Source organism: Pseudomonas migulae, assembly GCF_024169315.1.
Lineage (GTDB): Bacteria > Pseudomonadota > Gammaproteobacteria > Pseudomonadales > Pseudomonadaceae > Aquipseudomonas > Aquipseudomonas migulae_B.
In genome coordinates, this window is the sequence record NZ_JALJWR010000001.1 from 3267412 (window position 1) to 3285064 (window position 17653).

Below are 17653 nucleotides of genomic sequence, written 5' to 3' on the forward strand. Positions count from 1 at the left end.
GCCATGACCTTCTATATAGGTGTGATGTCCGGGACCAGCCTCGATGGCCTGGACATCGCGCTGATCGAACTGGCACCGGCGATCAAGCTGATCGCCACGCACTACATTCCTATGCCTGACGCCCTGCGCACCGAGCTGCTTGGCTTGTGCTCCAGCGGCCCGGACGAAATAGCCCGCTCAGCCATTGCCCAGCAGAACTGGGTCAAACTGGCGGCGCAGGGCATTCATACCCTGCTTGCTCAACAAGACCTGAAACCCGAAGACATTCGCGCGATTGGCAGCCACGGCCAGACCATTCGACACGAACCGGCCCGCGGCTTCACGGTGCAGATCGGCAATCCTGCCCTGCTGACCGAATTGACCGGCATCACCGTGGTCAGCGATTTCCGCAGCCGCGATGTGGCCGCCGGCGGTCAAGGTGCGCCGCTGGTTCCAGCCTTCCACGAAGCCTTGTTTGCAGAACAGGCCGGCAACCGCGCGGTACTGAATGTTGGCGGCTTCAGCAACCTCAGCCTGATCGAGCCCGGCAAACCCGTTGCGGGCTTCGACTGCGGCCCGGGCAATGTGTTGCTGGACGCCTGGATTCATCAGCAACGCGGCGAGAACTTTGATCGTGATGGGCACTGGGCGGCCAGCGGCAAGGTCGAACCTGCCCTGTTGAAAGCGCTACTCGACGATCCGTTCTTCGTGACCAAAGGCCCTAAAAGCACTGGTCGCGAAGTGTTCAACCTGGCATGGCTGACACAGCATCTGTCAAAACTGCCGACCTTCGCCGCCGAAGACGTACAAGCAACGCTGCTTGAATTGACCGCACTGACCATCATCGAATCGCTGCAAAGCGCTCAATCGGACACCCGGGAGTTGCTGGTTTGCGGCGGCGGCGCGCACAACGCCACATTGATGAAGCGACTGGCCAACCTGCTGCCCGGCGCGACAGTCAGCAGCACAGCCACTCATGGCGTTGACCCCGATTGGGTAGAAGCCATGGCCTTCGCGTGGCTGGCCCACTGTTGCCTCGAAGGCATCGCCGCCAACCGACCAAGCGTCACTGGTGCCCGCGGCCTGCGCGTACTCGGCGCCATCTATCCCGCCTGATTTTCCAAAGCCCAGACAGCAAAACGCCGCAGAACCCTGAGGTCATGCGGCGCTTGCAATGCCGTGATGCGCGATCAGATCGAGAACGAAGAGCCGCAGCCACACGTGGTGGAGGCGTTCGGATTCTTGATGACGAAACGCGAACCTTCCAGACCTTCCTGATAATCCACCTCGGCGCCCGCCAGGTACTGGAAGCTCATCGGATCCACGACCAGACTCACACCCTCGCGCTCGACGATGGTGTCGTCATCGGCCACTTCTTCATCAAATGTAAAGCCGTACTGAAAACCTGAACAACCGCCGCCCGTAACGAATACGCGCAGCTTCAAGCGATCATTCCCCTCTTCATCGACCAGACTCTTCACCTTGTGCGCGGCACCGTGGGTGAATTGCAAAGCCGTGGGGGTGAAGGATTCGACGCTCATGCTGACTATCTCCCGGCGTTACGCCGCCATAATGCGTGATGACGCGCATTATCCGCTTCTCCTAGAAAATCGGTCAACTATTGTTACGGTATATCAATAAACCCGATTGCCGGCAGGAAATGCAAAAAGGCCCGAATGACGGGCCTTTTTGCTGAGCGGGATAAACCTTACGGCAGCATGCCGGCGTGGGACAGGCCCAGACGCTCATCCAGCCCAAACAGGATGTTCAGGTTCTGCACTGCCTGACCCGACGCGCCTTTGACCAGGTTATCGATCACCGACAACACCACCACCAGATCACCGTCCTGCGGACGATGCACGGCGATACGGCAGACGTTGGCGCCGCGCACGCTACGGGTTTCCGGGTGACTGCCGGCTGGCATCACATCAACGAACGGTTCGTTGGCATAGCGTTTTTCAAACAACGCCTGTAGATCCACCGAGCGATCCACGACCGTCGCGTAGAGCGTCGAATGAATGCCGCGAATCATCGGGGTCAGGTGCGGAACGAAGGTCAGACCGACGTCCTTGCCCGCTGCACGACGCAGCCCCTGACGGATTTCCGGCAAGTGGCGGTGACCTTTGACGGCGTAGGCCTTCATGCTTTCCGAGGTTTCGGAGTACAGCGAACCAACGGAAGCACCACGACCGGCACCGCTTACGCCGGACTTGCAGTCAGCGATCAAGCGGGTGGTATCGGCCAGACCGGCTTCGAGCAACGGCAGGAAACCCAATTGCGTGGCCGTCGGGTAGCAACCCGGTACGGCGATCAGGCGCGCCTGTTTGATCTGCTCGCGATTGACTTCCGGCAAGCCGTAGACCGCTTCCTCCAGCAGCTCTGGCGCACCGTGCGGCTGGCCGTACCACTTGGCCCATTCGTCAGCGTCTTGCAGGCGGAAGTCCGCCGACAGGTCGATGACCTTGGTCCCGGCCGCCAGCAGTTCACCGGCCAATGCGTGGGCGACACCGTGAGGCGTGGCGAAGAACACCACGTCGCAGGGGCCCAGGGTCTTGATGTCCGGAACGCTGAACGCCAGGCCATCGTAATGACCGCGCAGGTTCGGGTACATATCAGCCACGGCCAGACCGGCCTCGGATCGGGAAGTGATCACGACCACTTCTGCCTGCGGATGCTGCGCCAACAGACGCAGCAGTTCGACACCGGTGTAACCCGTGCCGCCGACGATACCGACCTTGACCATAAACCTGCCCTCAACGAACCCACTGGAAAGCCGTCGATAATAGGGCCCGTATCGTCCTGCGACAACCGGCAAGGTGACGTGCGGACGCTCTACCCTCTACTATCTTTGCCACCGTGAACCTGGGAATAACTAAAAATGCTTTATCTGTGGCTCAAAGCGCTTCACATCATCAGCATGGTCTGCTGGTTTGCCGGCCTGTTCTACCTGCCGCGCCTGTTCGTCTATCACGCCCAAAGCGAGGACACCGTCAGCAAGGAACGCTTCAGCATCATGGAGCGCAAGCTGTACCGCGGCATCATGGGCCCGGCGATGATCGCCACGCTGATTTTCGGCATTGCCCTGATCGCGTTGAACCCCAGCATATTCAGCCAGGGCGCGTGGATTCACGCCAAGCTGACGCTGGTGGTGATCCTGATCGGCTACCACCACATGTGTGGCGCGCAGGTGAAACGTTTTGCCCGTGGCGAGAACACCCGCAGCCATGTCTTTTATCGCTGGTTCAATGAAGTGCCGGTTCTGATATTGCTGGCTATCGTAATTCTGGTCGTCGTTCGGCCGTTCTAACTTCAATCGGCACCACTCACCGGGGTACTTCCAATGTCGCTGCCTGCTTTGCTTGAACAACGTTTGCGCCTGCCCGTCGTGGCAGCGCCGATGTTCCTGATTTCCGATCCACAATTGGTGCTCGCCTGCTGCCGTAATGGCGTAGTGGGCAGCTTTCCCGCGCTGAACCAGCGTGAGAGCAGCGGCTTCAAGGCCTGGCTGGAAGAGATCGAAGCGGGCCTGGCGACACTGGACAACCCCGCGCCTTATGCCGTGAACCTGATCGTCCACAACAGCAACCCGCGGCTGCAGGCGGACCTGGACATCTGCATCGAGCACAAGGTGCCGATCGTGATCACCAGCCTCGGCGCCGTGAAAGAACTGGTCGATGCCGTTCACAGTTATGGCGGCCTGGTTTTCCATGACGTGACGACTCGTCGACATGCCGAGAAAGCCGCCGAAGCGGGCGTCGATGGCTTGATTGCCGTGGCCGCCGGTGCCGGTGGACACGCGGGTACCTGGAGCCCGTTTTCCCTGATTGCCGAAATCCGCCAATTCTTCGACAAGACGCTGCTGTTGGCCGGATGCCTCAACCACGGCCACGAGATACTCGCGGCACAATTGCTCGGTGCGGATCTGGCCTACTTCGGTACGCGATTTATCGGCACCGCTGAAAGTCATGCGCCTGACGCCTACAAAGAGATGCTGCTGACGTCCAGAGCGGCAGACATCATCCATACGCCAGCGGTGTCGGGCGTACCGGCGAGCTTTATGCGTCAGAGCCTGGAAGCGGCCGGTTTCGACATGGCGGCGCTGCAAAATAAGGGCGAGGTCAATTTCGGCTCCAAGCTCAAGCCATTGAGCGATGAAGCCAAGGCCTGGAAAACCGTGTGGTCCGCCGGCCAGGGCGTCGGTGAGATCGATGATCTGCCGAGCGTGGACCAATTGGTCGCCCGACTGGACGCTGAATACCGCAAGGCGCTGGAACTGGCAGCACAACTGCCGAAACGCTGGCCGCGCTGATGGGAAAATTTGGCCAGCCATCCTCGGCTGGCCTTACACTCCATGCTCGCAACACTCTGACTATTCAAACACTCGCGACAAGGATGCCTCGCAATGAGCGACAACCGTTTCAAGATCGTATTCGACGGCGCTCTGCTGCCGGGGGTCGACATCACCACTGCCAAACTCAATCTGGCCGGATTGTATAAAAGCGATGTGGCGGCCATCGAACGGCTGTTCACCGGGCAGACCGTGACACTCAAGCAAAATCTGTCGCAGACAGAGGCGCATACCTACCTTCAGGCGCTGACGAAAACCGGCATCGATGCCCGTATCGAAGCCGAACCTTCGATTGAACTGAACCTGGACGATGTTCAACACCACTCCGCCGCAAGCAGCCCACCGGTATTCGCAGACCCTGAATCTCCCTACGCACCGCCCCGGGCCACTGTTGGCGAAAACCTGCCGCAGTTCGCCACGCTCAAGCCTTTTGGCGTCGAAGGACGCATTGGTCGTTTGCGTTACCTGGCCTGGACCATGGTCCTGACGCTGGTCATGCTCGGCATCGGATCGGTCGTGGCGATTTTCGCCATCGCCCTGATCAGTAGCGACTCGACCGCCGGCCTGATTGTCGGAGGCCTGGTGGCATTTTTCCTGTGCATCGCCATCGCGGTGGTCAGCATTCAGATCAGCGTTCAGCGCCTGCACGACATTGGCTGGTCCGGCTGGCTCTGGCTGCTGAATCTTGTGCCGTTCGTGGGCAGTTTCTTTCCGTTCGTGATCATGTGCGTGCCGGGTACCAACATCGCCAATCGCTACGGCCCTCCACCACCGCCGAATACCACGGCCGTCAAAGTGCTGTCTTCGCTGTGGGTCGTGGTGATTGCTCTTGGCTTTGTTGGTTTGTTGGCTGGAGGCTTCAGTGCAATCCAGCAAGAGTACGAAAGCGCTGCCGAAACCAGCTATGACAGCGGTTCGGTGACCACCGACGAAGTGGAAGTCGAGCCTGCCGCGGAGGCCGAAGCAGCACCCGATTCCGCAGACGAGGAAGCCGAAGAAGCCCCGGCCCCTGTAGACTCTGCGAAAGAATGAACAGCGCTCCCCGCCCGTGACACCTGCGTCGCCGGCGCGGAGCTGTTGCGATGGAGAACTGCATGACCCGTTACGCTCTGATCACTGGCGCTTCCAGCGGCATCGGCCTGGCGATGGCCGAAGCGCTGGCCCGCCGTGGCCGCAGCCTGATTCTGGTGGCCCGACAGCGTGATCAGCTGGAAAGTATTGCGATTGAACTGACTCAACGTTTTGGTGTGGAAGTGTTGTTCCGTGCCTGCGACCTCGGCGAGCCGCTGCGGTTGTCCGGGTTTCTGCTGGAACTGGAGGAAGGTGACCGGCAGATCGACTTGCTGGTGAACTGCGCCGGCATCGGCACCTGCGGCCCGTTCCTGGCGCAGGACTGGATGACCGAACAAGACCTGATCGAAGTGAACATCCTGGCCCTGACCCGCCTGTGTCACGCCATCGGTAACAGCATGGCGTTGCAAGGGGGCGGGCAGATCCTGAATGTCGCCTCGGTCGCGGCCTTCCATCCCGGCCCCTGGATGAGCACTTACTACGCCAGCAAGGCCTATGTGCTGCACTTTTCCGAAGGGTTGCGCGTCGAGCTGAAGAAATGCGCAGTCAAGGTGTCGGTACTCTGTCCCGGTCCTACTCGCACGGCGTTTTTCCGCACAGCACAACTGGACACCGACAAACTGGTCGACAGCAAACTGCTGATGAGCCCGGAGGAAGTCGCGCTTTATACCGTGCGGGCGCTGGATAAAAATCGCGCCATTATCATTCCGGGTCGCCTGAACCGCTGGCTCGCCTTCCTGCCACGGCTTGGCTCACGCTGGCTGACCCGGACAATCGCGGGCATGGTCAACAAGGCCTACTGCCCGCGCTGATCAACCTTCAAGGCAAAAGGCTGGGCTCGGCGATAGCCGATGAGTACACTCAGGCCAGCCCAAATAACGGAGAAAACAGCTGTGGATACTCTGTTCACCAAAATCATCAACCGGGAAATCCCGGCGAAGATCATTTACGAGGACGACCAGGTACTGGCCTTCCACGACATCGCCCCACAGGCACCGGTGCATTTTCTGGTGATCCCGAAGAAACCGGTGCGCACCCTCAACGACCTCACCGAGGACGATAAGGCATTGGCCGGGCATATTCTGTTCACTGCGCAACGTCTGGCACTGGAGCTGGGCTGCGAGAAGGGCTTTCGTGTGGTCATGAACTGCAATGAAGAAGGTGGGCAGACCGTCTATCACATTCATATGCACGTACTGGGGCAGCGCCAGATGCACTGGCCGCCGGGCTGATGCACCGCACTCCTTTGTAGGAGCGAGGCTTGCCCGCGAAGGCGGTTTATCAGGCGACATCAATGGTGACTGTCAGATCGCTTTCGCGGGCAAGCCTCGCTCCTACAGATCACGGCGACATCCACATGACCCAGCGCAAACCTTCCCTGGCCGATTGGGTTAAACTGGCCGCCGAGATTCTTCCCGGAGGTCAGCATGACTACCCAACGTCACTACTCGCCGATTGACCGTCTTCTGCTGCAAGCCGATGCCGCGATGCGTACCCTGCTGCCCTTCAGTGGCCAGCCGTACCGTCCGTCCCCTGCGATCGTGCAGCCGGAAACGCAAATGAGCGACGAAGACACCCGGCACGTTGCCGGTTTGATGCGTATCAACCACACCGGCGAAGTCTGCGCCCAGGCGCTGTATCAGGGCCAGGCCCTGACCGCCAAGCTGCCGCAGGTGCGCGCGGCCATGGAGCATGCTGCCGAAGAAGAAATCGACCATCTGGTCTGGTGCGAACAACGCATCAAACAGCTGGGCAGCCACACCAGCATTCTCAATCCGCTGTTCTACGGCATGTCGTTCGGCATTGGCGCGGTGGCCGGGTTGATCAGCGACAAAGTCAGCCTGGGGTTCGTTGCGGCTACCGAGCATCAGGTGTGCAAGCATCTGAATGAGCACCTTGAGCAGCTGCCGGCCGAGGACGAAAAGTCCCGGGCGATTCTTGAGCAGATGCGCATTGATGAAGAGCACCATGCCGAAAGTGCATTGGAGGCCGGGGGCTTTCGTTTTCCAGCGCCGGTGAAGTTCGGGATGAGTCTGATGGCCAAGGTGATGACCAAGAGTACCTATCGGATCTGAGATTAGCGTTGTTAGACAGGGCCTCTTCGCGGGCAAGCCTCGCTCCTACAGGTTTTTTTTGCGATAGACATGAAAAAGGCGACTGCCGTGAGGGAGTCGCCTTTTTTGTGCCTGCGAAATCTTAGGTCGGCATGTTGCGCGCGTAGAAGATTTCGAGCATTTCGTGTTTCACACGGTCGGTCACTTGAGCACGTTGCTCAGGGGACAGGTTGTTGGTCGCATCACCGAACAGGTAGTTATCCAGTTCGAAGTTCTTCAACAGCATTTTGGTGTGGAACAGGTTTTCCTGGTACACGTTCACGTCGGTCATCTGGTACGCGTCGCGGGTGTCGTCGGAGAGGTAGTTCTGAATCGAGTTGATCTCGTGATCGATGAAGTGCTTGTTGCCTTCGACGTCACGGGTGAAACCGCGCACACGATAATCCACGGTCACGATGTCCGAATCGAACTGGTGAATCAGGAAGTTGAGCGCTTTAAGCGGTGAAATGACGCCACAGGTCGACACGTCAATGTCCACACGGAAGGTCGCAATACCGGCGTCCGGATGGATTTCCGGGTAGGTATGCACCGTGATGTGACTCTTGTCGAGGTGGGCCAGGATGATCTCGGGCAACGGGCCCGGGGACTCTTCGATCTGGCTGTCGGTCGGGGTCACCGGCTCTTCCGAGATCAGAATCGTGACGCTGGCGCCCTGTGGGTCGTAGTCCTGACTGGCGATGTTCAGGATGTTGGCACCAATGATATCGACAACTTCTGTGAGGATCTGCGTCAGGCGTTTCGCGTTGTACTCTTCATTGATGTACTCGACGTAAGCCTGCTGGTCTTGCGGGGTTTCCGCGTAGCAGATGTCATAGATGTTGAAGCTCAAGGTCTTTGTCAGGTTATTGAACCCGTGGAGCTTGAGTTTGCTTTTCACCGTTAAAAACTCTCTATGTATTGCGGCCCGGGCCGCGTGATCAAGCATGCCCGTCAGATGCGAACGACGCACCTGCGTAGGACGGTTAACACCTCTTCGCGATGGCGATTTTGGTTGTCTGTTCGGGCGAGCGGCCTGTCGGCTGACGGACCACTCCCCTGAAAAAAGTGGCGCATTATGCAGACGTCAGCTTGGGATCGCCAGAGTCTGCACTGCTTTTATGATAGTTGAATGTCGATTCAACCGAGTTCGATGATTTCGTAGTCGTGGGTAATCTCAACGCCGGCCGCGCCGAGCATGATCGACGCCGAGCAATACTTCTCGGCAGACAGCTCGATGGCGCGCTTGACCTGGGCTTCTTTCAGCCCGCGGCCCTTGACCACGAAATGCATGTGGATCTTGGTGAAGACCTTCGGGTCCTCGGTCGCGCGCTCGGCTTCGAGGAAGGCTTCGCAGCTTTCAACAGCCTGACGGGACTTCTTGAGGATGCTGACCACATCGAAATTGCTGCAACCGCCCACACCCAGCAGGAGCATTTCCATCGGCCGGACACCCAGGTTACGACCACCGGCATCGGGCGGACCGTCCATGACCACGACATGACCGCTGCCGGATTCGCCGAGGAACATGGCTTCGCCAGCCCATTGGATGCGTGCCTTCATCGCCAAGACTCCACTGTCTAAAAAAGGGTCGCCAGCTTAGCACAGGGCCCCGGATTGACAGCGCTCGCCTTCCTAAGACATAACCATCTGCTTCGTAGGTAAATTCTCGAATATTGCAGGAAGTGTCTGTTAAGCTGGCGCCAATTCGCTGGCGCATAGCCAGCTGCGCAGCAACCCCAGTGCCTCATAAAAAAACCAAACATACCGTGCAATCTTTTCGGGATACAACCATGGTTGCTATTGCCCCTACACCCAAAATCAAGAACCTCGACAAGTTGTTGATGCATTGCCAGCGCCGTCGTTATACGGCCAAGAGCAACATCATTAGTGCCGGCGACCGCTCGGAGACGCTGTTCTTCATCATCAAGGGCTCGGTCACCATCCTCATCGAGGATGACGACGGCCGTGAAATGATCATCGCCTACCTCAATTCCGGGGACTTTTTCGGTGAGCTGGGTCTGTTTGAACAGGCGGGCCTGGAACAGGAACGCAGCGCCTGGGTTCGTGCCAAGATCGAGTGCGAAGTCGCGGAAATCAGCTACGCGAAATTCCGCGAGCTGTCCCTGCAAGATCCAGACATTCTTTACGTATTGAGCGGACAAATCGCACAACGCCTGCGCAACACCACTCGCAAGGTGGGTGACCTGGCGTTCTTCGACGTCACCGGTCGAGTCGCTCGTTGCTTGCTGGAACTGTGCAAACAGCCAGACGCCATGACCCACCCCGATGGCATGCAGATCAAGGTGACCCGTCAGGAAATCGGGCGGATTGTCGGGTGTTCCCGGGAGATGGTCGGCCGCGTCCTCAAGGATCTGGAGGAACGCAACCTGGTGGACGTCAAAGGCAAGACCATGGTGGTCTTCGGTACGCGCTAAACCTTGAACATGTCTGCCAGCAACTGGCGATAGAGCGCGTCGAGCCGCTCCAGTGCATCGGGCGCCGCAAACTTTTCATGCAAGGCGATGTGGCTCTCGGCGCGAACCCGCTGCTCCAGACCGCACGCCTCGTTGAAACGATTGACGGCCGCAACCATCGATTCACGCTCGTTATCCAGCAACAAAGCACCGTGCACCAACCCGACCGGACGCGAACCACCCTTGCTCTGGCGCCAGCGCTGAGCGGTGCCGACCAATTTGCGTCCGTCGAGATTGACGTTGAAACGGCCATCGCAGAACGCGCCATCCACTTCGCCCAAAGACGAAACGCCGCCCAGTTCATCGAGCAATTCACAGATCGGGTCGCAGAGTCGGCGATAAGCGGTTTCGATGCGGTTCTGGTCGCCCTCGCTGCGTGGCGGCGCGTAGACCAGCGCGATGTTGATGGTTGTTGCCGATTGCGGCACGGGCTCGCCGCCGGTTTCGCGCAACAGTACCGGCCAGCCTGCGGCGGCAGAGACTTCGCATGCAGCCTCGAAACCAGGCAGGCGATTCAAGCGGCGCGGCATGACCAAGGCTTGATCACTGGGTTGCCAGAACAGCAGACCAAACTCTGAATCGCCGGTGCAGATTGAGGCCAGCAAATCCTGTTCGGCCAGGAGACCAGCCTCGACAGTCAGTGAAGTCGGTTTGAACATGAACAACTCCTTAAGACATGAAGTCTTGGGGAATTTTAGGCCCCTTTCGCGAGCAAGCCCGCTCCCACATTAGAACGGCGTTGTCTGTACCAGCGCGGTCTAATGTGGGAGCGGGCTTGCTCGCGAAAGGGGCACCGCGGTTTGTCTGACTGAACTCAGTCGAGGGTCGAGCCGCTGACGGCAACGCCACGTTCAGGGAAGAACAGACGTTGCAGCTCGGTGCCAGGGCTTTCGGCGCGCATGAACGCTTCGCCCACCAGAAACGCATACACGTCGCTGATTTCCATCAACTCGACATCGGCCCGATTGAGAATGCCGCTTTCTGTAATCACCAGACGATCGCGCGGAATACGCGGCAACAGATCAAGGGTGGTTTCCAGGCTGACATCGAAGGTATGCAGGTTGCGGTTGTTCACGCCGACCAGCGGTGTGTCGAGGGTTTTCAAGGCCCGCTCCAGCTCGTCGCCGTCGTGGACTTCGACCAGCACATCGAGGCCGACGCTTTTCGCAACGGCAGCCAGCTCGGCCATTTTCACGTCGTCCAGCGCGGAAACGATCAACAGCACGCAGTCAGCGCCCAATGCACGGGCTTCGACGATCTGGTACGGATCGATCATGAAATCCTTGCGGATCACCGGCAGTTTGCACGCCGCCCGGGCCTGTTGCAGGTATGCATCGGCGCCCTGGAAGTAATCGATGTCGGTGAGCACCGACAGGCAGGTCGCCCCGCCCTTCTCGTAGCTTTTGGCGATGTCGGCAGGAACGAAGTTCTCGCGAATCACGCCTTTGCTTGGCGAGGCTTTCTTGATTTCAGCAATGACCGCCGGCTGTTTCAACTTGGCCTGAGCGATCAGTGCCTTGGCAAAACCACGGGGTGCATCGGCCGCCTTGGCCAGAATATCCAGCTCTGCCAGGCTCACGCGAGCGCTACGCTCGGCGACTTCCTGGACCTTGCGCGCCAGAATGTTTTCCAGAACCGTCGGTACACTCATCCCTCATTCTCCACTTTGAATACCGCGGTAAATGCACCCAACTCCTCAAGTTTTTCCCGAGCGAGGCCTGTGTGCAGCGCATCGTGCGCCAGGGCAACGCCTTCTTTCAAACTGGTCGCCAGGTCGGCAGCGTACAACGCGGCTCCGGCATTGAGCACGATCATCTCGGCGGCCTTTTGACCGCTCTCGGTCTTGCGCTTGCCGAGGGCATCGCGAATCAGCTCGAGCGAAGCGGCCGGGCTTTCCACCGCCAGGCCGTGCAGGCTCTGACTTTTCATGCCCAAATCTTCCGGTTCGACCCAATACTCGGTGATCTGGTCATTTTTCAATTCCGCCACGTAGGTCGGCGCGGCCAGGCTGAATTCGTCCAGGCCATCCTTCGAGTGCACCACCAGCACGTGCTTGCTGCCCAGACGTTGCAAGACTTCGGCCAAAGGCCGGCACAGCGCCTGGCTGAACACGCCCACCACCTGATGTTTCACACCGGCCGGATTCGTAAGCGGGCCGAGCATATTGAACAGGGTACGCAAACCAAGCTCCTTGCGCGGGCCGGCGGCGTACTTCATGGCTCTGTGATGAGTCTGGGCAAACATGAAACCGATGCCGACGTTGTCGATGCAACGCGCCACCTGAACCGGGGTCAGGTTCAGGTAAATGCCTGCCGCTTCGAGGAGATCGGCGCTGCCACTTTTGCCCGACACTGCACGGTTGCCGTGCTTGGCGACGGTGCAACCCGCCGCTGCCACTACGAAGGAAGACGCCGTCGAGACGTTGAAAATATTGGCCCCGTCACCGCCGGTGCCGACCACATCGACGACGCCGTCGAGGGTCTTGAGTTCGACCTTGTCCGCCAGCTCGCGCATGACCGACACGGCGCCGACGATCTCATCGATGCTTTCGCTCTTCATGCGCATGGCCATCATGAACGCGCCGATCTGCGCGTCCGTGCACTGCCCGGTCATGATCTCGCGCATGACATCGCGCATCTCTTCGGTGCTGAGGTCGAGGTGATCGACGATACGGCTCAGGGCTGTCTTGATATTCATGGAAAGTCCTTAGCGCGTGCCGCCGGTTTGTTTGAGGAAGTTGGCGAACAGCTCGTGGCCCTGTTCAGTCAGGATAGACTCAGGGTGGAACTGCACACCTTCGATGTTCAACGTCTTGTGGCGCAGGCCCATGATCTCGTCGACCGAGCCGTCTTCATGCCGGGTCCATGCAGTCAGTTCCAGACAATCCGGCAGGGTTTCGCGCTTGACGATCAAGGAGTGATAACGGGTAACCGTCAACGGATTGTTCAGGCCGGCGAAGACACCTTTGTCCTCGTGAAACACCGGGCTGGTCTTGCCGTGCATCACCTGACGGGCGCGGACCACGTCGCCACCAAAGGCCTGGCCGATGGACTGATGGCCCAGGCAGACACCCAGGATCGGCAATTTGCCGCCGAAGTGTTTGATCACATCAATCGAGACGCCGGCTTCGTTCGGAGTGCAGGGACCGGGAGACACGACGATCCGCTCAGGGTTGAGGGCTTCGATTTCGGCGATGGTGAGCTCATCGTTGCGCACGACTTTGACCTCGGAGCCGAGCTCACCCAGGTATTGCACAACGTTGTAAGTAAAAGAGTCGTAGTTATCGATCATCAGCAACATGGCGTGAGAACCTCTTGAATTCACTGACTATAAAGACTGCCTTCGAATGAGTGACCCGCAGCGCTTTGTCAGGCAAAGCGACATGGCATACGGGTCACGTTCATCGGTCAGCTTTCCGGGGTTTGTTCAGCCAGGGCGACTGCACGGAACATGGCGCGACGCTTGTTCAGGGTTTCTTCCCATTCCAGCGCCGGCACCGAGTCGGCAACGATGCCGCCACCGGCCTGCACATGCAGCTCGCCGTTCTTGATCACCGCGGTGCGAATGGCAATCGCGGTGTCCATGTTGCCGTTCCAGGCGAAATAACCGACCGCGCCGCCGTAGACGCCACGCTTGACCGGTTCCAGTTCGTCGATGATTTCCATCGCGCGAATCTTCGGCGCGCCGGACAAGGTGCCCGCCGGCAGAATCGCCCGCAGCGCATCCATCGCCGTCAGCCCTGCCTTCAGTTGCCCGGTGACGTTGGAAACAATGTGCATCACGTTGGAATAACGCTCGATGACCATTTTCTCGGTGAGCTTCACCGAACCGACTTCCGAGACGCGACCGGTGTCGTTACGGCCCAGGTCGATCAGCATCAAATGCTCGGCGATTTCCTTGTCGTCGGACAGCAGGTCTTTTTCCAGCGCCAGGTCCGCTTCTTCGGTGGCCCCACGCGGGCGAGTGCCGGCAATCGGGCGCACGGTGATCAGGTTGTCTTCGACCCGCACCAGCACTTCCGGCGAACTGCCGACGACGTGGAAGTCGCCGAAGTTGAAGAAGTACATGTAAGGCGTCGGGTTGAAGCAGCGCAGCGCCCGGTACAGATCAATCGGCGCAGCCTTGAAGTCGATCGACATGCGCTGGGACGGCACGACCTGCATGCAGTCACCAGCCAGGATATATTCCTTGATGGTGTCGACGGCTTTTTCGTAATCGTCCTGAGTGAAACTGGAGCGGAACACTGGATCAGCCGATTGCTGCTTGCTGAAATCCAGGCCACGGCGCGGGGTGATCGGCTGGCGGAGTTTTTCCAGCAGCTCTTCCAGGCGCGCCTGACCTTGCTCGAAGGCGCCTTCCTGCGACGGGTCGGCCAGGACAATCGCGTGCATCTTGCCGGCGAGGTTGTCGAACACCACCACCGCATCGGACACCATCAGCAGAATGTCCGGCACGCCCAGCGGATCCGGGTTCGGGCATTTGCCCAGACGCTTCTCCACATAACGCACGCAGTCGTAGCCGAAATAACCTACCAGGCCACCGTTGAAGCGCGGCAGGCCGGGGATGGTCGGTACGTTGTAGCGGGCCTTGAAGGCTTCGACGAAGGCCAGCGGATCTTCCGCTTCGTGGCTTTCGATCTCGACGCCGTCATGAGTCACGCTGACGTGATGGTCATGAACCCGCAGCACGGTGCGGCACGGCAGGCCGATGATCGAGTAACGGCCCCACTTTTCCCCGCCCTGCACCGATTCGAGCAGGTAGGAATTGGGTTCGTCGGCCAGTTTCAGGTAGATCGACAGCGGCGTGTCGAAGTCGGCCAGGGTTTCGCAGGCAAGCGGGATGCGGTTGTAGCCGGCAGCGGCCAAACGCAGGAATTCTTCGCGAATCATGGGGTAGCCTCGTGGCTTGAGGTGCTAACAGTCAGGTATGCAAACGCGCCGGGAGACCGGCCAGGAACAAGTCAGGCGCGCCAACGCCAGCGGGCCAGGGCCTTGATGACTTTCATCCAGAGTTTGCGAGTGACCACCACGATGGCGTTTCCAGAAGGGGGTTGAACAGCGTCGGCCAACGTTATCTCAGCGGCCGGATCCAGGCAACCGGGAATTAGTTTCCGCAAATCATCGATGACCAGCGCCGGCGACTCTTCGGCAATCGGCCGGCCATGGTTGTAGCCATAACTGAGGGCCACGCATTTGACCCCGGCCGCTTTCGCCGCCAGCACATCGCTGCGCGAGTCACCGACGAACAACGACTGCGACGCCGGAATGTTGGCCATTTTCATCACGAAAAACAGCGCGGCCGGATCGGGTTTTTTTTGTGGCAGGGTGTCTCCGCCGATGATCCATTTGAAGTAACGGCCGATCTTCATCTGATCCAGCAGCGGCGCGACGAAGCGTTCCGGCTTGTTGGTGATCAGCGCCATTTCCACGCCTTGCTTGTTCAACCATTTGAGGGTGTCACGCACGCCGGGGTAAACCACCGTCAGGTCGTGACCGTCCGCATAAAAGCCGTTGAACAATTCCAGCGCGTGCTCGGCCTCGACCTCATCGACACCCTCGCCGTCGATGTGATTGGCCAGGGCCCGGCGCACCAGCATGTGCACGCCGTTTCCAACCCAGTCACGCACCGATTCGATGCCGACAGGCTTGCGCCCGAGATTGAGCAGCATGTTATCCACCGCCGCGGCGAGGTCCGGGACCGAATCGACCAGCGTGCCGTCCAGGTCGAACATCACCAGCCGTGGCAGACGCCCCGGGAACAGCTGCTCAAAGCCACTCATGGGCGGGCCAGCGCCAGTTCGGAGCGCATCTTCTCGATCACTTCCTGGTAGTTCGGCGCATTGAAGATCGCCGAGCCGGCCACGAAGGTGTCGGCGCCAGCGGCGGCGATTTCACGAATGTTGTTCACGTTCACGCCGCCGTCGATTTCCAGGCGAATGTCACGGCCCGAGGCATCGATCAGCGCGCGAGCTTCACGCAGCTTGTCGAGGGTGCCGGGGATGAACTTCTGCCCGCCAAAGCCCGGGTTGACGCTCATCAGCAGGATCATGTCGACCTTGTCCATCACGTACTTGAGCACGTCCAGCGGGGTCGCCGGGTTGAACACCAGGCCCGACTTGCAGCCGCCTTCGCGGATCAGTTGCAGGGAACGGTCAACGTGCTGCGTGGCTTCCGGGTGGAAGGTGATGTAGGTCGCGCCGGCTTCGATGAAGTCACCGACGATGCGGTCCACCGGGCTGACCATCAGGTGTGCGTCGATCGGCGCGGTCACGCCGTACTTGCGCAGCGCGGCGCAGACCATCGGGCCGATGGTCAGGTTCGGCACGTAGTGGTTGTCCATGACATCGAAGTGCACGAAGTCGGCGCCAGCGGCGAGAACGTTGTCCACTTCTTCACCCAGGCGGGCGAAGTCGGCGGAGAGAATCGACGGAGCAATTACGAAGGGCTGCATGACGCACCTTTTCTGAGCAGAATCACGATGGCGCGCATTGTATACCTCATGCTTTGGCGCGCGCACCGTGACGCGATAATCAGTAAGCCGCGCGGTAGATCTTCTCGATATCAATCGCGCTCAATTTTCGCGGATTGTTGCGCATCAGACGCTCGATCCCCGCAGCTTCCACGGCCATTGCCGGGATCGCATCCTCGGGAACGCCGAAACTGCGCAGGCCCGGCGGGATTTCCACGGCTGCGCACAACGCCGTCATCGCTTCGACGGCTTTGTCCGCGGCGTCATTGGCGCTCAGATGAGCGGTCTGCACCCCCATGGCTTCGGCAATATCCTGCATGCGCTCGACGCAGGCCATCTTGTTCCAGGTCATGACGTACGGCAGCAACAAGGCGTTACTGACACCGTGGGCGATGTTGAAACGACCGCCCAGCGGATACGCCAGCGCATGCACCGCGCCGACGCCAGCATTGCCGAAAGCCATGCCGGCCATGAGGCTGGCGGTGGCCATGTCTTCGCGAGCCTGCAGGTTGGAAGGATTCGCGTAGGCCTTGGGTAACGCTTTGGTGATCAACTTGATCGCACCGATGGCCAGCGCGTCGGTAATCGCTGACGCATTGAGGGACAAATAAGACTCGATGGCGTGCACCAGCGCATCGACGCCACTGGCGGCGGTGACGCTGCGCGGGCACGTCAGGGTCATTTGCGGGCTGACCAGCGCCACGTCCGGCAGCAGATAGTCGCTGACGATGCCCTTTTTCAGCTGCGCGACCTTGTCGGAGAGGATGGCGACGTTGGTCACTTCCGAGCCAGTCCCGGCGGTGGTCGGGATGGCGATCAGCGGCGGGCCTTTGCGCGGCACCTGGTCGATGCCGAACAGATCCTCCAGCTCTCCGTGGTAACCGGCATAGGCTGCAACACTTTTGGCAATGTCGATCGCGCTGCCGCCGCCCAGACCGATCAGCCCGTCGTGCCCGCCTTCGCGGTAAACGCGCATGCAGTCTTCGACGATGGCGATTTCCGGGTCCGGCAATACACGGTCGAAAATCTCGTAGCTGCGGTCACCCAGCTGCGCGAGTGCCAGCTCGACCGTGCCGGACTTGACCAGCGCGGCGTCGGTGACGATCAGCGGGTTGTCGATGTCCAGGCGCGTGAGTTCGGCGGCCAGTTGCTCGATGGCCCCTGCGCCGGTGATCAGTTTGTGAGCGATTTTGAAAGAGGAAAGACTCATCGTGCGCAGC

The 17653-nt window shown here is 59.7% G+C and carries 20 protein-coding genes; 8 read left to right on the forward strand and 12 right to left on the reverse strand.

Going from position 1 to position 17653, the window contains the following annotated elements:
- Positions 1–3: 3 nt before the first annotated feature.
- The gene (locus tag J2Y86_RS15010) at positions 4–1095 is read left to right on the forward strand and encodes an anhydro-N-acetylmuramic acid kinase (RefSeq protein WP_253432702.1); all 1092 of its coding nucleotides are present in this window, start codon (positions 4–6) and stop codon (positions 1093–1095) included.
- A gap of 74 nt (positions 1096–1169) precedes the next feature.
- Here the strand turns inward: J2Y86_RS15010 and erpA are convergent, their stop codons facing one another.
- Positions 1170–1520 carry an iron-sulfur cluster insertion protein ErpA gene (gene erpA / locus J2Y86_RS15015; protein ID WP_007947969.1) on the reverse strand — a complete coding sequence of 117 codons (351 nt, stop codon included), beginning with the start codon at positions 1518–1520 and terminating at the stop codon, positions 1170–1172.
- A 167-nt stretch (positions 1521–1687) separates the two neighbouring features.
- A complete protein-coding gene (gene argC, locus J2Y86_RS15020; protein ID WP_253432705.1) occupies positions 1688–2722 on the reverse strand; it encodes an N-acetyl-gamma-glutamyl-phosphate reductase in 1035 nt (344 codons plus the stop codon).
- Positions 2723–2857: 135 nt separating this feature from the next.
- On the opposite strand from argC, the gene hemJ reads away from it, so the two are divergent.
- The 6 genes from hemJ to coq7 all read left to right on the forward strand — a co-directional run bounded on the left by hemJ (position 2858) and on the right by coq7 (position 7473).
- Positions 2858–3286, forward strand: a complete 429-nt coding sequence (gene hemJ / locus J2Y86_RS15025; RefSeq protein ID WP_253432710.1) for a protoporphyrinogen oxidase HemJ — start codon at positions 2858–2860, stop codon at positions 3284–3286.
- A gap of 33 nt (positions 3287–3319) precedes the next feature.
- Positions 3320–4288, forward strand: a complete 969-nt coding sequence (locus tag J2Y86_RS15030) for an NAD(P)H-dependent flavin oxidoreductase (RefSeq protein WP_253432714.1) — start codon at positions 3320–3322, stop codon at positions 4286–4288.
- A gap of 93 nt (positions 4289–4381) precedes the next feature.
- Entirely contained in the window at positions 4382–5359 is a 978-nt protein-coding gene (locus J2Y86_RS15035) for a DUF805 domain-containing protein (protein ID WP_253432717.1), read from the forward strand.
- 62 nt (positions 5360–5421) lie between these two features.
- Positions 5422–6210 (forward strand): SDR family NAD(P)-dependent oxidoreductase, encoded by a 789-nt coding sequence (locus J2Y86_RS15040; protein ID WP_253432720.1) that lies wholly within the window; start codon positions 5422–5424, stop codon positions 6208–6210.
- 81 nt (positions 6211–6291) lie between these two features.
- Complete coding sequence (locus J2Y86_RS15045) at positions 6292–6630, forward strand: histidine triad nucleotide-binding protein (RefSeq protein WP_008027110.1); 339 nt, start codon at positions 6292–6294, stop codon at positions 6628–6630.
- A gap of 195 nt (positions 6631–6825) precedes the next feature.
- Positions 6826–7473 (forward strand): 2-polyprenyl-3-methyl-6-methoxy-1,4-benzoquinone monooxygenase, encoded by a 648-nt coding sequence (coq7, locus tag J2Y86_RS15050; protein ID WP_017341092.1) that lies wholly within the window; start codon positions 6826–6828, stop codon positions 7471–7473.
- Between the two features lie 121 nt (positions 7474–7594).
- Here coq7 and speD read toward each other — a convergent pair whose 3' ends face one another.
- Together speD and J2Y86_RS15060 are read right to left on the reverse strand one after the other, a co-directional pair.
- Complete coding sequence (speD, locus tag J2Y86_RS15055; protein WP_214379193.1) at positions 7595–8389, reverse strand: adenosylmethionine decarboxylase; 795 nt, start codon at positions 8387–8389, stop codon at positions 7595–7597.
- A gap of 239 nt (positions 8390–8628) precedes the next feature.
- Positions 8629–9051: an OsmC family protein gene (locus J2Y86_RS15060; protein ID WP_008061600.1), complete on the reverse strand. Its 423-nt coding sequence runs from the start codon at positions 9049–9051 to the stop codon at positions 8629–8631.
- A 230-nt stretch (positions 9052–9281) separates the two neighbouring features.
- Between J2Y86_RS15060 and crp the strand changes: the two genes are divergently transcribed.
- Positions 9282–9926 (forward strand): cAMP-activated global transcriptional regulator CRP, encoded by a 645-nt coding sequence (crp, locus tag J2Y86_RS15065; protein WP_253432740.1) that lies wholly within the window; start codon positions 9282–9284, stop codon positions 9924–9926.
- Here the strand turns inward: crp and J2Y86_RS15070 are convergent.
- From J2Y86_RS15070 to J2Y86_RS15105, 8 genes are all read right to left on the reverse strand, one after another.
- Complete coding sequence (locus J2Y86_RS15070) at positions 9923–10624, reverse strand: lipoate--protein ligase family protein (protein ID WP_253432744.1); 702 nt, start codon at positions 10622–10624, stop codon at positions 9923–9925. The genes crp and J2Y86_RS15070 overlap by 4 nt on opposite strands.
- A gap of 155 nt (positions 10625–10779) precedes the next feature.
- Positions 10780–11616: an indole-3-glycerol phosphate synthase TrpC gene (trpC, locus tag J2Y86_RS15075; RefSeq protein WP_253432747.1), complete on the reverse strand. Its 837-nt coding sequence runs from the start codon at positions 11614–11616 to the stop codon at positions 10780–10782.
- Positions 11613–12662, reverse strand: a complete 1050-nt coding sequence (gene trpD / locus J2Y86_RS15080; protein WP_253432750.1) for an anthranilate phosphoribosyltransferase — start codon at positions 12660–12662, stop codon at positions 11613–11615. The genes trpC and trpD overlap by 4 nt, the downstream gene beginning before the upstream one ends.
- Positions 12663–12671: 9 nt before the next feature.
- A complete protein-coding gene (locus J2Y86_RS15085; RefSeq protein ID WP_253432753.1) occupies positions 12672–13265 on the reverse strand; it encodes an aminodeoxychorismate/anthranilate synthase component II in 594 nt (197 codons plus the stop codon).
- A 107-nt stretch (positions 13266–13372) separates the two neighbouring features.
- Complete coding sequence (gene trpE, locus J2Y86_RS15090; RefSeq protein WP_253432756.1) at positions 13373–14854, reverse strand: anthranilate synthase component I; 1482 nt, start codon at positions 14852–14854, stop codon at positions 13373–13375.
- 71 nt (positions 14855–14925) lie between these two features.
- Positions 14926–15744, reverse strand: coding sequence for a phosphoglycolate phosphatase (locus J2Y86_RS15095; RefSeq protein ID WP_253432760.1), 819 nt, complete (start codon positions 15742–15744; stop codon positions 14926–14928).
- Positions 15741–16415 (reverse strand): ribulose-phosphate 3-epimerase, encoded by a 675-nt coding sequence (rpe, locus tag J2Y86_RS15100; RefSeq protein ID WP_008035979.1) that lies wholly within the window; start codon positions 16413–16415, stop codon positions 15741–15743. Before rpe ends, J2Y86_RS15095 begins: the two co-directional genes overlap by 4 nt.
- A gap of 79 nt (positions 16416–16494) precedes the next feature.
- Complete coding sequence (locus tag J2Y86_RS15105) at positions 16495–17643, reverse strand: iron-containing alcohol dehydrogenase (RefSeq protein WP_253432765.1); 1149 nt, start codon at positions 17641–17643, stop codon at positions 16495–16497.
- Between the last annotated feature and the right edge of the window lie 10 nt (positions 17644–17653).

What these genes read in the sequence shown, in the direction of transcription:
- argC (WP_253432705.1), bottom strand. Translation starts at nt 2,722, where the DNA reads ATGGTCAAGGTCGGTATCGTCGGCGGCACGGGTTACACCGGTGTCGAA.
- trpE (WP_253432756.1), bottom strand. Translation starts at nt 14,854, where the DNA reads ATGATTCGCGAAGAATTCCTGCGTTTGGCCGCTGCCGGCTACAACCGC.
- J2Y86_RS15060 (WP_008061600.1), bottom strand. Translation starts at nt 9,051, where the DNA reads ATGAAGGCACGCATCCAATGGGCTGGCGAAGCCATGTTCCTCGGCGAA.
- J2Y86_RS15105 (WP_253432765.1), bottom strand. Translation starts at nt 17,643, where the DNA reads ATGAGTCTTTCCTCTTTCAAAATCGCTCACAAACTGATCACCGGCGCA.
- J2Y86_RS15095 (WP_253432760.1), bottom strand. Translation starts at nt 15,744, where the DNA reads ATGAGTGGCTTTGAGCAGCTGTTCCCGGGGCGTCTGCCACGGCTGGTG.
- J2Y86_RS15070 (WP_253432744.1), bottom strand. Translation starts at nt 10,624, where the DNA reads ATGTTCAAACCGACTTCACTGACTGTCGAGGCTGGTCTCCTGGCCGAA.
- trpC (WP_253432747.1), bottom strand. Translation starts at nt 11,616, where the DNA reads ATGAGTGTACCGACGGTTCTGGAAAACATTCTGGCGCGCAAGGTCCAG.
- erpA (WP_007947969.1), bottom strand. Translation starts at nt 1,520, where the DNA reads ATGAGCGTCGAATCCTTCACCCCCACGGCTTTGCAATTCACCCACGGT.
- J2Y86_RS15085 (WP_253432753.1), bottom strand. Translation starts at nt 13,265, where the DNA reads ATGTTGCTGATGATCGATAACTACGACTCTTTTACTTACAACGTTGTG.
- trpD (WP_253432750.1), bottom strand. Translation starts at nt 12,662, where the DNA reads ATGAATATCAAGACAGCCCTGAGCCGTATCGTCGATCACCTCGACCTC.
- J2Y86_RS15040 (WP_253432720.1), top strand. Translation starts at nt 5,422, where the DNA reads ATGACCCGTTACGCTCTGATCACTGGCGCTTCCAGCGGCATCGGCCTG.
- rpe (WP_008035979.1), bottom strand. Translation starts at nt 16,415, where the DNA reads ATGCAGCCCTTCGTAATTGCTCCGTCGATTCTCTCCGCCGACTTCGCC.
- J2Y86_RS15030 (WP_253432714.1), top strand. Translation starts at nt 3,320, where the DNA reads ATGTCGCTGCCTGCTTTGCTTGAACAACGTTTGCGCCTGCCCGTCGTG.
- J2Y86_RS15010 (WP_253432702.1), top strand. Translation starts at nt 4, where the DNA reads ATGACCTTCTATATAGGTGTGATGTCCGGGACCAGCCTCGATGGCCTG.
- crp (WP_253432740.1), top strand. Translation starts at nt 9,282, where the DNA reads ATGGTTGCTATTGCCCCTACACCCAAAATCAAGAACCTCGACAAGTTG.
- coq7 (WP_017341092.1), top strand. Translation starts at nt 6,826, where the DNA reads ATGACTACCCAACGTCACTACTCGCCGATTGACCGTCTTCTGCTGCAA.
- hemJ (WP_253432710.1), top strand. Translation starts at nt 2,858, where the DNA reads ATGCTTTATCTGTGGCTCAAAGCGCTTCACATCATCAGCATGGTCTGC.
- J2Y86_RS15035 (WP_253432717.1), top strand. Translation starts at nt 4,382, where the DNA reads ATGAGCGACAACCGTTTCAAGATCGTATTCGACGGCGCTCTGCTGCCG.